This window comes from Anaerocolumna sp. AGMB13025 (assembly GCF_029689925.1).
Taxonomy (GTDB): domain Bacteria; phylum Bacillota; class Clostridia; order Lachnospirales; family Lachnospiraceae; genus Anaerocolumna.
In genome coordinates this window covers 4,238,362-4,252,812 of sequence record NZ_CP121445.1, presented here as the reverse complement: position 1 = coordinate 4,252,812, position 14,451 = coordinate 4,238,362, and the positions used below count along the sequence as shown (strand labels likewise).

The 14,451-nt window shown below is 37.6% G+C and carries 14 protein-coding genes; 7 read left to right on the top strand and 7 right to left on the bottom strand.

The features are described from left to right. The first annotated feature begins 111 nt into the window (after window positions 1–111). From QA584_RS17735 to QA584_RS17715, 5 genes are all read left to right on the top strand, one after another. Window positions 112–921: a DUF2935 domain-containing protein gene (locus QA584_RS17735; RefSeq protein WP_278270424.1), complete on the top strand. Its 810-nt coding sequence runs from the start codon at window positions 112–114 to the stop codon at window positions 919–921. A gap of 266 nt (window positions 922–1,187) precedes the next feature. Continuing rightward, window positions 1,188–1,781: a TetR/AcrR family transcriptional regulator gene (locus QA584_RS17730; protein ID WP_278270423.1), complete on the top strand. Its 594-nt coding sequence runs from the start codon at window positions 1,188–1,190 to the stop codon at window positions 1,779–1,781. A gap of 34 nt (window positions 1,782–1,815) precedes the next feature. Beyond that, entirely contained in the window at window positions 1,816–2,661 is an 846-nt protein-coding gene (locus QA584_RS17725) for an ABC transporter ATP-binding protein (RefSeq protein ID WP_278270422.1), read from the top strand. Beyond that, window positions 2,658–3,341, top strand: a complete 684-nt coding sequence (locus QA584_RS17720) for a fluoroquinolone export ABC transporter permease subunit (protein WP_278270421.1) — start codon at window positions 2,658–2,660, stop codon at window positions 3,339–3,341. The genes QA584_RS17725 and QA584_RS17720 overlap by 4 nt, the downstream gene beginning before the upstream one ends. Then, window positions 3,338–4,066, top strand: coding sequence for an ABC transporter permease (locus QA584_RS17715; RefSeq protein ID WP_278270420.1), 729 nt, complete (start codon window positions 3,338–3,340; stop codon window positions 4,064–4,066). Before QA584_RS17720 ends, QA584_RS17715 begins: the two co-directional genes overlap by 4 nt. Window positions 4,067–4,081: 15 nt before the next feature. Here the strand turns inward: QA584_RS17715 and QA584_RS17710 are convergent, their stop codons facing one another. The 6 genes from QA584_RS17710 to QA584_RS17685 all read right to left on the bottom strand — a co-directional run bounded on the left by QA584_RS17710 (window position 4,082) and on the right by QA584_RS17685 (window position 11,113). After that, window positions 4,082–4,996: a potassium channel family protein gene (locus QA584_RS17710; protein WP_278270419.1), complete on the bottom strand. Its 915-nt coding sequence runs from the start codon at window positions 4,994–4,996 to the stop codon at window positions 4,082–4,084. A 174-nt stretch (window positions 4,997–5,170) separates the two neighbouring features. After that, window positions 5,171–6,409 (bottom strand): radical SAM protein, encoded by a 1,239-nt coding sequence (locus QA584_RS17705; protein WP_278270418.1) that lies wholly within the window; start codon window positions 6,407–6,409, stop codon window positions 5,171–5,173. Between the two features lie 9 nt (window positions 6,410–6,418). Beyond that, window positions 6,419–7,561 (bottom strand): glycosyltransferase family 4 protein, encoded by a 1,143-nt coding sequence (locus QA584_RS17700; protein WP_278270417.1) that lies wholly within the window; start codon window positions 7,559–7,561, stop codon window positions 6,419–6,421. Then, complete coding sequence (locus QA584_RS17695) at window positions 7,558–8,163, bottom strand: zinc dependent phospholipase C family protein (RefSeq protein ID WP_278270416.1); 606 nt, start codon at window positions 8,161–8,163, stop codon at window positions 7,558–7,560. Before QA584_RS17695 ends, QA584_RS17700 begins: the two co-directional genes overlap by 4 nt. Before the next feature lie 303 nt (window positions 8,164–8,466). Next, window positions 8,467–10,194 carry a WG repeat-containing protein gene (locus QA584_RS17690; RefSeq protein WP_278270415.1) on the bottom strand — a complete coding sequence of 576 codons (1,728 nt, stop codon included), beginning with the start codon at window positions 10,192–10,194 and terminating at the stop codon, window positions 8,467–8,469. Window positions 10,195–10,309: 115 nt separating this feature from the next. Continuing rightward, window positions 10,310–11,113: an AraC family transcriptional regulator gene (locus tag QA584_RS17685; protein ID WP_278270414.1), complete on the bottom strand. Its 804-nt coding sequence runs from the start codon at window positions 11,111–11,113 to the stop codon at window positions 10,310–10,312. A 125-nt stretch (window positions 11,114–11,238) separates the two neighbouring features. Here QA584_RS17685 and QA584_RS17680 point away from each other — a divergent pair, with 125 nt between their 5' ends. Together QA584_RS17680 and QA584_RS17675 are read left to right on the top strand one after the other, a co-directional pair. Next, complete coding sequence (locus tag QA584_RS17680; protein ID WP_278270413.1) at window positions 11,239–12,318, top strand: Gfo/Idh/MocA family protein; 1,080 nt, start codon at window positions 11,239–11,241, stop codon at window positions 12,316–12,318. Window positions 12,319–12,482: 164 nt separating this feature from the next. Then, window positions 12,483–13,199: a sugar phosphate isomerase/epimerase family protein gene (locus QA584_RS17675; RefSeq protein ID WP_278270412.1), complete on the top strand. Its 717-nt coding sequence runs from the start codon at window positions 12,483–12,485 to the stop codon at window positions 13,197–13,199. Window positions 13,200–13,497: 298 nt separating this feature from the next. Here QA584_RS17675 and QA584_RS17670 read toward each other — a convergent pair whose 3' ends face one another. After that, complete coding sequence (locus tag QA584_RS17670) at window positions 13,498–14,025, bottom strand: cysteine hydrolase family protein (protein ID WP_278270411.1); 528 nt, start codon at window positions 14,023–14,025, stop codon at window positions 13,498–13,500. Window positions 14,026–14,451 lie beyond the last annotated feature (426 nt).

Below are 14,451 nucleotides of genomic sequence, written 5' to 3'. Positions count from 1 at the left end.
ATTTGCGGTTGAAGGTTGAAGATTGTTTTTCGTATATTATTTCAAATAATAATTATATTCTGTCATAGCCGGCCATATACTATTACAAAAAAATTAAGTGTGGGGTATGAAGTGGTAAATATTTTATTTACAAAAGAAGTTATATTTGAACACCGGTTCTGGCTTCAGATCATGGGAGATCATGCAAGGTTTATATATTATAGTCTTGGACCGAATGAAACAGATGCGATAAAGCAGGCAAGGCAGTTTATAGATATTTTTGATGATTTACTGGATAAAGTAAACGAGCAGCTTTCCCAATCAGAACTGGATCAGTTGAACCAGAAGGCTTATGAGGTTACATATGAGTTCAGGAAGTTTAAATTAAAATTACTGTCACTTACTTTAACAGCTGAATTAATAACACATTTAACGACCTCTTTTTTTAATCATATGGTAAACGAACTGGAAGAATATCTACTGATACTTGCAGCGGTTTCCGAAGGAAAAAATCCGCTGTTCCATCCCATACATTATCATCTTCTGTGGCTCAATGATGCAGTTGGGCATGCGGCCGGTGTAGCAGCTAGTCTGGATGAAGTTGAAAAAGATATGATTACAGAGACCAACTGGTATGAAAAAGAGTTCACGGATTTATTTATGAAATCTGTCCAGATAGATGGTTATTTGCGTTCAGGGACAGATGATTTCCCAGCCCTAGAGCGTTTAAATGAACAGGTTAATAAGACGATGATTCCCTTTAAAGAACTTTTGGAAGAGATTCTTTATATGCGCTTGACCGGCCGATTATTGGGTACGTTAATGCCTTTGATGGCAGACCATATGGCAAGGGAAGAGTGCTACTATTTACTAAAACTTGCACAACTTGCCAAGACGGATTTGCCAGATTGTAATCCGGATAAAAAAAGGATTGAAAAATAAGGATGTCTTTGCATCGTAATTCTATACTTGATAAAATCAGTTTTCAAACAGGAATCAAGGCTGATTTTATCAAGTGTTTTTAATATAAATATATTTATTTATTGTAAAGATCACAGTTATGTTAGTGTAGAAGATTTAATAAAATCAGCTTGGTAGGTAATTTTGGAAAGCTTGATTTTATTATTTTGATACTTGACATCGGACATATAAAAGCCTATAATGACTAAAAAGATAAATATAGTCAAATAGTATCGAAGGAGATCATAATGCCAAAAATGTATTCCGATAAAGAAAAAGAACAAATAACAAAGCAATTAAAGGAAGCGGCCAACGAATGCCTGATGATCTACGGTGTGAAAAAGACCACCGTAGATGAACTGGTTAAAAGGGTGAATATACCAAAAGGAACTTTTTATCTTTTTTATGAATCCAAAGAGCTGCTGCTGTTTGATGCAATTAAAGATTTGCACAATGAGCTGCAATCTCAATTATTAAAAGAGATATCCAGTCTGTCAGGCGATATAGGCAAAGATCAGCTGACGGATTTAATATTCAGGATTATTAAAAGAATTGATCAGACATATCTTTTGCAGATTATGACCAATGGAGATATGGAGTTAATCATGAGAAAATTACCGGATGAGATAGTTTTAGAACACCTTAAGCAGGATGATTTTAGCATGGAACAGTTCATAGCCCTTATCCCACAAGCAAGATATAAGAATGTAGAAACCTTCAGCGGGGCCTTAAGAGGGATATTTCTCACATTATTATATAAACGTGAGATTGGTAAAGAAGTATTCGAAGAATCGCTGCGGCTGATGATCCGCGGCATTGTCATTCAGCTGATGGAAGATTAAAAAGCCTTGCAGAAGAGGCGGACAGGAGCAAGTAATGATTCAGGTAGAGAATTTGTATTTCAGTTATAGCAATAAGCCGTTTCTTGAAAATATTAATTTTCAAGTGGGCAAAGGAGAAATCTTCGGGTTTTTGGGGCCATCCGGTGCTGGGAAAAGTACACTGCAGAAGATTTTAACCGGATTAATCACAAATTATCAAGGTAAGGCCTTAGTTAATGGGACTGAAAGCAGGCATCATAAGGACAACTTTTATGAGAATATCGGAGTTGATTTCGAATTTCCGAGTTTATATGAAAAACTAACTGCAAAGCAAAATATGATGTTTTTTGGTTCTTTGTATGCTAAGAAATTGAGAAATCTGGAGGAACTATTTGAGTTAGTAGGTTTATCACAGGATAGTGATAAAAAGGTATCCGATTATTCCAAAGGAATGAAATCGCGTTTGAATTTTATCAAGGCCCTCCTACATGACCCGGATATTTTATTTTTAGATGAACCGACCAGCGGGCTTGATCCCTCTAATGCAAGAGATATGAAAAATATCATTTTGAATGAAAAAAAGAGAGGAAAAACCATTATATTGACTACCCACAATATGGCCGATGCCACTGAACTTTGTGACAGGGTTGCTTTCATTACCGATGGAAAAGTTAAGGCACTGGATACTCCTCATAACTTAATAATGAGAAAAGGTGCTGCAAAGATCCAGTACACATATTATGACGGATTAGAAAAAAGCGGAGAGTGCTATTTAAGTAAGACCGGTTCAGATAAGGTTCTGTCCGAACTGCTTTTGAATAATAGGATACTATCAATACACAGCAGTGAACCGACTTTAAATGACATTTTTATGGAAGTGACAGGGAGAGTGCTGCAATGAGAATAAAAAATCTGATACTGGGAGATGTGAACTTTCAGTTTAAATATGGGTTCTATTTTGTTTATGCTGTATTAACAGTATTTTATATCTGCCTGCTCCAGATAATCCCTGTGGCATTTAGAGAAACTGCTGCATCCGTTATGATATTTTCCGATCCGGCTGCAATGGGGTTATTCTTTATGGGAGCAATCATCCTGCTTGAGAAGAGTCAAAGAGTAATGGAGTCCCTGGCTGTATCGCCGGTTAAAGTTTCGGAATATATAATTTCTAAGGTGCTGTCCCTGGGAATTATCTCAACGATAGTAGGAATTTTGATAACAGCTGCTACTGGTGGTAAAGAAATTGCTGTAACAGCAGCAGGGACATTTTTGGGTTCTGTAATATTTTCTTTAACCGGGCTGATGGCAGCAGCAAAAATATCCAGTCTGAATCAGTTTTTACTGGCAACCATACCCATTGAACTGGTTGTATTTATTCCGGCTATGGCATACCTGGCTGGGTTTGACAACAAGATAGTATTGCTTCATCCAGGATGTATTATAATCCGTTTGCTGGAAGGAAATCGTCAGGAGCTGCTGCCCTTATTTCTAATACTATTGGTCTGGATAGGAATCTTGTATTATTTCACAAACCGAATTATTAAGAAGATGTTTTTGGAAGCTGGAGGTGTAAAGTTATGACCTTTATAAAAAGTAAGATATTACTTATAACATTTAAGCAATTCCTAACCCAGATAACCAAGGATGCCATGCTCTTTATGGCTGTATTGGCCCCCCTCCTCATAGGGTTTTTCATCCGTTTTGGTATTCCATATGCCGAAAAATTACTAACCGTACAATTTAACCAACCTGCCATTTTAGCCCCGTATTACCTTATCTTTGACTTATTTCTGGCTGTGATGACTCCCCTTATGTATTGCTTTATATCCGCTATGGTTATACTGGGAGAAATAGATGACCGTATATCAAGATATCTTGCAGTAACTCCTTTAGGCAAAACCGGCTACCTTATATCCCGTATGGGAATCCCAATGATGATAGCCTTGTGCATCACTTTAATAAGTCAGAAATTATTTTCCCTGACTACAATTCCAGCCAGTATGCAAATTGGTATATCTATCCTGGCATCTCTGTCCGGACTCATAACAGCCTTAATGACCATAGCCTTATCAACCAATAAGGTAGAGGGCATGGCAGTAACCAAATTAACAGGAATCCTAACCCTTGGAATCCCTGCCCCTTTCTTTCTAACTGGTAAATCCCAATACCTGTTAACCCCATTACCCTCCTTTTGGATAGCCAGATACGCAATCAGCCAGTCACGGAGTAATATAATCCTTGGAATAGTGGTATCCATACTCTGGATCTATCTATTATGGAAAAAATTCGAGCGAAAGCTGCAGTAATTCCTGTAACTCCTCTCACGTAACCCTCCTGGTTTTAATCCTGTCATATAAAAAACAAATGGAAATAGCAAGAATTATAGCCCCAATAATCGACTCAGACATAACCAACCCCCGAACCAAAGAAGAATTAGGCAGAATATCCCCATAGCCCAGAGTAGTGATGGTAACCGCACTAAAATACAAAAAATCCACCAGAGGATATTTAAACCGGCTTTGGGTTTCATAAGAATAAATGATATCAATGGCATTGTCGAGAAAATTAATGGAATTGGATAGAAAGAATTTACCGTAATCCAGAGAAGCAAATTTATTGTCATTACCCGTAAAATTCCAGTGTTTGTTTAATAAATTGAATTCATTTTCACTAACCCAAATATAAAAATCACGCTGCCTCTTAATTAACATGGAATAAATTCCGGGAAGATAAAAGGGTTCTTTGTTTGCAGTACTGCTAAGGGTATCCGCCTGGATATTGTAAACACTGAACAGGATTTTGGCATACCTGGTATTATTTAGAATTACTTGATGTTTAGCCAGTATATCTGCACTGCAATAATTAAATCCTTCGGCCCTCCATTTTGCAATATAATAATCTGCCCAGGCGACTCCGATGGGTTTTATACCGGAGGGGGATAAGTTAAAGGTAATAAAGGGACTGTCTTTATTTTTCATTTTCATAAGAATGAAGCTTTTGTCGTAGTTTTTAAATAATTCCTTGGTAATATTACTGTTAATGCGAATATTTAGTATTCTCTGAAATTCCGTGTTTTTGGTCTGCAGCAGGATATCCTCCTGAAAGACAAAGGCTTCACCACCTGAAATATTGGCAATATAACAGTAATAATAGCCAAAGAGAAACCAGGTCAAAAGATAGGCAATGAGACAGACAATTCCTCCGTGATGCTTAATCAATTTACAAAGTGCTTTCATATGGTCTCCTAATTGGGGATAATCCTGGGACTAGCAGATAGTTCCCATAGATTATCCCTGGCTTTATATACCATATGAATTGCAGATACTGTATTATGATTCGTAAATTCACAAGAAGATAAAAATAATATATGGCTATCGATTGTTCAAAAGAAGACAAAATAACATATGGTTTTAGGTTGTTTTCATAGCCTTTCTACCATCAAAATACTCACATAATTCATAATATTTAATGTCTTCTTTCCATAAATGGCGGTATAAGGAATCTTTGCTCCCATTGGTCAGGTAACGGATAGGATTATGTAAGGAATGAATTACATAGCCAATCAGCTCGGATGGGTCACGGAAGCACTCCCAGTCGCAGGCTTTGCAAAAAGGTTTACTCCTTAAAGCTGCTACATCCAGATCAATGAACTTTCCCATAGTTTCATCACCGCGGTAACCACAGGGATAGGTGTTGCCGTCTTTGGCATTAATATAGAAAAAATCAATGCCGCCTCTGCAGGGATAAGAAAAGTTATCCTTACCCCCAAACTGTTGGATTAAGGAATACAAGGATACTAAAGGAGTGAAAATACGTATTTTACTCCGGTATGTCGGAATGGTGTCCATTAACGCCCGAAACAACTGTATCTTTTCCTCCTTGGTAAAGGTAATGAGGTCACTATCTGAGACAGCACCGTAAACAGCCTTCATTGAAGAACTTCCATCACCGCCAAAACTCATGGGATAGCAGGCATTCACCATGGTAAATCCTAAATTTATTACAAACTCATAAAAACCCTCAAAGGCTGTTTTAAAAGCATCATAGAATTCATCCTTATCCGCCATGGCATAAGGAATTTTATCCTTGCCGCCGGTATATCGGTTGATACCTAAATTCGCAGCAGGATAGATGCCGTACTGGTGAAAGATGGGCAGCGCCTTTTCAATTCCGCTGATAACACCCTTTAATCCCCTCATTTCTTCGTGGGTCTTTGGGTCGGAGGAATCTATGCTGATCCAGAAATTGCGCAGATTCGTCCTGGATAGCCGTTCTGCAAAACGTTCTATTTTATCAACATAATTGTTGCTTTCCGTATTAGCAAACATAAATCCGTTGGTACCTGTTCGTATATAAGGAATTCCAAGGTCGGAGGCGTACTGGATTAAGGAAATAAGCTGTTCCTGATAGAGAAAGGGTTCTCCTCCGGTAAAGGATAGGGCTTGTATTTTCTGCCTGGCAGCGGATTCAATGATTTTACGGACTTCTGTTTCCTCTAATTTAACCCGGTTAAGGGGCTCTGTCTTTCTCATACTGCATTGGGGGCAGGTCGCATTGCAGCTATTGGTATATTGTATAATGACCTGCCCGGGAATTCTGCCTTTTAAGATTGTGCGTATGTTGCTACTGTTTGCTATTTTGGGTATCATAAGGTAACCTTAAGCACTTTGGATGCTTATCCCTCTCTTACTTAATATATTGTGATAGATTTCCATAAGGCCGTCAAAAATCTTATTCCAGGACTGGTTCATTCCATAACTGCGGCCATTTTTACGTAGGATATTCTGTAAATCCCTATTTGTTAAAAGTTCACTCATAGCTTTTGTAAGTTCAACCTGATTGCGGGGAGGGAATTTTAGCCCAGTAACCTGGTGGGTAATGATTTCACCTACACCTCCGGCATCAGCACCGATTACGCAGAGTCCGGAAGCCATCGCTTCCAATACAACATTTCCAAAGGTTTCGGTAGAAGAAGGGCAGATAAAGATATCACTGGAGGCATAAATCTCCGCCAGTTCCCTTCCTTTTTTAAAGCCAGTGTAAATGGTATCCTCAGGAAATAAACTTTTGCACTTTTTCATAAAGGGGCCATCGCCTGTAATAATCAGAGCAGTCTGTTCCGGATAAAGACTCTGTATCTTTTTATAGCTTTCACTTAATATATCAAGATCTTTTTCTACGGAAATCCTGCCAACATACAGGAATACGGTTTTATTATCAATTCCTAAGCTTTTTCTGAATTCTGGATTCCGGTACATAGGATTAAAGTTTTCAAAATCAATGCCTCTGGAAAAGATATCTGTATTATAAATGCCATGGTCTCTTAGTAATTCCTGTGTGGCAGCGGAGGGGCAGAGAGTAATATCATTCTGGGTGTGAAACCATTTCATATAATTCCAGATGGCCTGTTCTAAGAAGTTAAGTTTATAATAATTGGTATATTGGGAGAAGTTCGTCGTATAATTTGAGATGGTTGGAATTCCATGTTTTTTGCCATAATGTAAACCTGCAATGCCCATGTTGCATTCTGTCATAAGATGTATCAGATCCGGTTTGAATTCCTCCAGTGAACCGGTGAGCCGGAACAGATTGGGAAACGTAATTCTTGATTCCGGATATAAAAAGAATTTTAAACTGTAGTACCGTTCGATATTTTCATCCATTTGTTCCGTATCATATTTCGGTGCAAATATTTTATAATCGACACCAGAGGATTCGTAGTAGGCTGTAAGCCTGCCCAGGGTATTTGTTACACCATTGATCTGTGGTAAATAGGTATCGGCAAATAACGCAACTTTCATATTCGGCCTCCTTCAACCGGTAATAAAGACTGAGTGGTAAGTTCCGGCTCCTTTATTAATACAGAAGGATAATTCATATAAAACAGAATGGATTCACAGGTCCAGATTGCTGCCTGCAGTGCAAAATCAATATCCCGCTTATAGCTTTTTGGTTCCATAAAATACTCCTTCCTCATTTCCAGAACAATAGAAGAGATATTTTTACGGGGTTCTTTCCTGGTAGAAGAGAGCGTAAGCTTGTGTCTTAAAAGTATTTTATAAAGCTCATAATGAAGACGCAGTTCATAGAAAAAGTGACGGAGCATCTTATTATAAATTTCCTCATTGAGATGATAATAACAGAAGAAGTCGCATACATAGTGGCAGATTTCCCCTAAATTAACGGAAAATTCTTTTACGGGCAAATCCTTTTCAATTAACTGGTTTGCCCTTTCATTTACCGCAAATAAGTAATTTTCAAGGGTATGGGAACTGTGAACACAGCCCTGTGAAATATCGGGTTTAATATTGCCGTAGGCAAAGGCCTTTTTATCCAGGGATAATTCTCCTAAGAAATGTTTATAAAGCTTTTTTGATAGGAAAAGATGTGTAAAAAAGTACATAGATATGCCTCCTTTTCTATTCTGGAAATCTCTTCGATATCATTTTAAGTTATATTAATCAGGAGAATTTTAAAGAAGGGTAAAATTTACATAAAATATCAGTCAAATTTTGGTTTTCGATAATGCATCAATTGTTTTCCATTTAAAAAATGATTCGAGTGTCATAGGTCAATTTTGTGTCTTGATATATGAGCGAATATAAAAAATACATGTGAAGAGACTTTTTTTTGATACTCGAATCAAATTAATATAATAAAAAAACCATATATCCGCCTTAATGGTGATACATGGTTTATTATTTATTTATTTATTTGGTTTTGTCGGAGTTGTTTCAGTATCCCCAAAACTGTTCCATAAGCTGCCGTCATAATCAATAAAACTTGTTAACTGTTCAAAAGGTATCTTGAATTCCGGGTAACCACCTCCATAGCCTTTTAGTTCATAAGGGGAAAAGTATACAATTAAATCGTCATTGGTCAGTTTAAAAGCTTGATCTTCCTTAATGCCTTTAAATGAAGACTGGGGTGAATCCAAACCTTCTTTTTTATTATGATTTTCTATCATAGCCCCTATTATTTTATTAAGCTCAGCTTCATAGTTGCTTTTCATTAGGAATAAATCGCTGAGGTCGTAAAATTCTCCGGTCTTTATGTCAATATGATAGGTTTCTTCTACCGGTATACCATGAGAGGCACCCAAGGGGGCGTCATAGCCTTTTTTGTTAATTATCAGCAGATTATTAATCAGTTCTGCATCAAAGGTATCGGTTACGGATAAGCCGCTTGATTCTTTTAACTCGGCCCTGCCTTCGGTAAAAAGCTTATATAACTTGCCGTTAACGGAAGCCTGAATGGAGTTTGGGATACCTTCAATATAGGGATAGTAGACATAGGCAAATTTATTAGGTTTAAACTTTAACTCTTTTACCAGAAGTTCTGTTTTAGATGACTTAAGATAATGGGTTCTGTCATTCTGCCAGATTACGGTTCCCTCTTTGGTCATATAAATAAGATCATCGTCAATTTCTGCTTTTATGATATCCCCCATCAGTGTCAGAGTGCCCCTGCCCTCTATCTTTGGAAACTCTTGTGCTTCCTTGCCCTCAGTATCTATAAAATAAGTATATTGACTGTTCGTTGCCGAGGCATAGCCGTCATGAAAACTGCTTAAATCATAGAGAATATAATCCGTAAGCTGTCCGCCCTTATTATCATACAGGGCGAAGGGATCTAACATACCAGGTTCGTCAAGTGCAGGGTCTTTTATTGCAAATAAATCATCACCCAGATAGGTAATAAATTTAAATTCAGGTTTATATATCTCGTCACCCTTATAATTAATTACGCCCTCCAGTTTGGTTTTATCATCCTTATAGATAATATATCCATCTTTAAAAGTGATGACATTATCATACTTTTTATTCAGTTGGTATTTCCCAATTACGGTACCTTTTTTATTGATAAGCGCATAAGTTCCCTTTGAAAGAGAAACAAAAGCAGTATTATCTTTTTTAAAACTGTCTGCTTTGTAATAAACAGGTTTTAGCATAACCTTTCCTTTGGTGTCAAGATAACCATATTTTGAATGACCCTCTGAATATACAGCAGCTCCATTGCTGTAAGAAGATACATACTTTTTGTGTTCATAAACAATAATACCATGTTTATCAATTACTTTATAATCTTTAGAACCGGTAATAATGGCATAGCCGTCACTAAAGTCAGTAACACTTGAATAGCCGGGTAGTATAATAAAAGTTCCTTTTCTATCAATAAACCCATATTGTTTCTCTCCATTAATATATTGGTAAGCGGAATATAAATTACTAATGTTGGAAGGAGAGGAAGTTTCTTTCGCTGTTGGTGTTATTACTGTCTTGTTATTTTCTTTGGCAGTTTCAGTAGTTTTATCTGACATTTCTATTTTATCCAAAACACTATCAACGGAGGTGCTCTTATTGGCACAACCGCCGGATACTGTGAGTATTGCCGCAAGGGTCATAGCTGCAAGGGTAATTCCAACGTGTTTCATCAATGATCCTCCATTTAATTAAGACTCTCCAAAGGAGGTTATTCCTTCTGCATAATCCATTATAGCATATAGTTTTTGCAATACACATATATTAACGAAATTTAAGGAATTTGTATTACTTTATTAAAGATTCGTTGGGAGTGCAGCCAAAACACTTCTGGAAGGCCCGGTAAAAGGTACGGGTGCTGTCAAAACCGGAAGCCAGAGCGATATCCGTTATGGTGGTGTTTTTCTCACGGAGCATCGTCAAGGCATGCCGGCAGCGGAGTCCATTAATATATTCAATCAGTTTGCAATCGAAAAACTCATTGAATATATGGGAAAAGCGGCTTTTGCTGTAACCAAAATGTTGTGAGATTTCTTCCAGTTTTAGAGGAAGGAGGTAGTTTTCCTGAAGGTATATAAGGATTTCCTGAGCCAGGGAGATCATTTTAGTATCGGCTATATCCACCAGTCCGACCTGATTAATGAAGAGTCCCAAAAACACATATACGTATCCCTTTAAAACAGTTTCCTGGGTAGAAAGCTTTGTGTTTTTAGTCATATTACAGATAGCTTCCAGGCAATAGCTTAATTCCTCTTCACAAGGTGGCTTTTCTAATAATAAAGAGGCAAAGGTCTTCTTTGAGAAAGTGTTTTTATAGGAAGGAATAGCTTCTAAGGGAATAATTAATATATATGCACTGGAATAGGTATCCGTAGCATAGCTGTGGATATAATAACTGGGGATGATTAAAAAATTATTCTCCCTCACAACATAGAGCTGACCATTAAGAGTAAGCTTAAGTTCCCCGGCAGTTACGTATATAATTTCAATGCTGCTGTGAAAATGTGGCCAGTAATGGTTATCGTCAACTTTCCAGCACACGATCTGGTTAAAATTATCGCGGATATATTCATAGGTAAAATTATTTTTCATAGTATCTCCCAATATGCAGCTATATTTGTCACTAGAATACCATTAAGTGACATGACAGAATATCATAGAATCATTATAATCAATATAGATTCAAATTACAATCGAAAAGGTATGGAGGTAATATAATGAGTAAATTAAGAGTAGGAATCATCGGCTGTGGCGGGATTGCAAACGGCAAGCATATGCCGGCAATTAAAAGCGCAGGATATGCTGATATAGTAGCATTTTGTGACATAATTGAAGAAAAGGCAGTAAAAGCTTCCAAAGAATTTGGTACAGAAACTGCTAAAGTTTATGTCGATTATAATGAATTATTAAAAGAAGAGCTGGATGCGGTATATGTATGTACTCCAAACCGTTCCCATGCGGTAATTACCGTAGCTGCACTCAAGGCCGGTAAGCATGTAATGTGTGAAAAACCGATGGCATTAAATTATGCAGAAGCCTGTACTATGCTAGAAGCTGCCAAAGAAACCGGTAAAATCCTTACCATCGGTTATCAGAACCGCTACCGCAGTGACAGTCAGTATTTAAAACAGGAATGTGAAGACGGTGTATTGGGTGAAATCTATTATGCCAAGGCAAAAGCAATCCGCCGCCGTGCTGTTCCTACCTGGGGTGTATTTTTAAATGAATATGAACAAGGTGGAGGACCCTTAATTGATATCGGAACTCATGCTCTTGATTTAACCCTCTGGACTATGGACAACTATAAGCCCAAATATGCAGTAGGTACAACATATCATAAACTGAATCAGGATTCCGACCAGGGTAATGCCTTTGGTCCCTGGAAGCCGGAAGAATTCAGCGTGGAAGACAGCGCCTTTGGTTTTGTTGTTATGGAAAATGGTGCAACAATAACCCTGGAAGCCAGCTGGGCGTTAAATACCCTGGATGTTATGGAAGCTAAGACCGTATTGTGCGGTACCAAAGCCGGCGCCGATATGCAGGATGGTCTTCGCATCAACGGTGTAAAACATGACAGGCAGTATGTAACAACACCGAATCTGGATGCAGGTGGAGTGGCTTTCTTTGAAGGCAAGGATTCATCTCCTCAGGTGATAGAACAGACGGTATTTGCCAATGCCATTTTAGGCAAAGGAGAATTAACTGTATTACCAGAACAAGCAGCTGTAGTGACAAGAATTCTGGATGCAATCTATGAATCTGCCAAAACAGGTGAACCGGTATATTTTAATAAATAAGAAGATAGTTTTCATGTACTATGGAATCAGAAGAAATGCAATGGGTGCTGCTTAGTACCTCCTTTATTCATGTTTTGAAGGAGCAGTACCCTTAATATAGGGTTTCATACTTATAAAAATCAGCAGTCAGGACCTGCGCCGTAGCGCATAGAAGGGAGCCAGTTATGAAGATAGGTTTACAACTGTACACAATCAGAGATAGTTATGAGAATGCGATGGAGTTTAAGGCAGCAATTAAAAAAGTGAAAGAATTAGGATATGAAGGTGTGGAATTTGCCGGCTATGCAGGAATGGAGGCAGAAGAATTAAAGGCATTTATAGACGAAACAGGAATCACTGCCATCTCCGCACATCACAGCCTGCAGGATCTGGAATTCAAACTGGAAGAAACCATACAATATGATAAAATCTTAGGGTGCAAGTATATTGTATGCGCTTATGCCCAGACGACAAGCAAAGAAGAAGTAGACCATGTTGTCCGTGTAATGAGCAATGCAAAGAAAGTAGCTGCGGAGTATGGAATGGAAGCATTATACCATAATCATTCCAATGAATTTGTAGTTTTGGAAGACGGAAGTTTACCACTTGCCTTGATTGGAGAAAGCTGCAATTTGGAACTGGACACTTTCTGGGTATTCCATGCTGGTGTTGAACCTTGTTCTTTCCTGAAGAACAATGCAGAAAAGATTTCCCTGGTTCACTTAAAGGACGGCAATTTTGAAGGAACTCCTTGTGCCATTGGGGAAGGTTTTAATAATATAAAAGGTATCAGGGAAATGTCTGAGAGAATTGATTCACCTTGGCTGATTGTTGAAAATGATAAACCGGTTCCGGACGGGATCAGTGATGTGAGCAGAAGCATAAGCTACTTAAAGGGTTAAGATACTATAAAAGTACGCTATACAAAATACGCCATATAAAAGTACACCATACAAAAGTACACCATACAAAAGTACAGTACATAGGAAAGGAAATTTACAGCAGCTAAAACTTTGTAAATTCCTTTCCTATAATTTGCGTATAGAAAGTATATAGAGATAAGTAATTGTGTACCAGGTTATTTATAGAATATACCTTGCAATTAATTCAAAATCATAGCTAACGATGCCAGGCAAGATCCTAAAGAGATAAACTCCTTTCGTAAATCATAATCCTGGCAAAGAGCCTTTAACAACTCTCTTAAAGAGAACGAATAATATCCCCGGAACTCATAACTTTTCCAAATCGATTATTCCAGATTCGGTAAAGGTAATAACGGCAGAGTTCTTCTCCTGTCATATCAGATTGGTCAAAAGTAGATACGCCATCTTCCGGTATTAGTAGATTAAAACCATATTCAAAAGCTACCTTAATAGAGGTATCAATACAGTATTCGGTCTGCATTCCACCCAGGATCAGGGTGTCGTAACCTTTGCCGTCTAAATAATCCTTTAATCCGGTATTACGGAAGGCACTGTTGTAATTCTTATGAAATACCTTCTCAGATTCCATAGGCCTAATTTCATCATAGATCTGCCAGCCAAATGAACCACGGGACAAACTTTCATCGTCCTCATCATTATGCTGTACATAGATAACTTCAATTCCTTTATCCCGGCAGGAGGAGATTAAATTAACCAGTGAGTTAATTAAGGTAACTTCCTGGTAGGGATGTTCACTTACCAGAGCATTTTGAACATCGATAACTAAAAGGGCAGTTTTATTCATTGTTTTTACACCCATTATATATCGCAAGTTCCCTTGCGGTACAGCCACAGAAAAATAAAACAAACATCACCGGTTGAAAGAATCACAACGTGGCATCCTTTCAAAACAAAAATTTTCTTTCAACCTTTGAAAGAATCACAGCGTGGCATCCTTTCAAAACAAAAATTTTCTTTCAACCTTTGAAAGAATCACAGCGTGGCATCCTTTCAAAACAAAAATTTTCTTTCAACCTTTGAAAGAATCACAACGTGGCATCCTTTCAATACTTTCTTATCATTCTTCGAATTACAGTATCTAAATTTTATGTCCATTATTATAGCATATCATTTGATATAAAACATCAATAGTTTATAAAAAAATTTCAGCACAAAAATTGTCTTAAAAGGATGAGAAAACAAAGTAAAAAACTGGGATAAACTGGGAAAA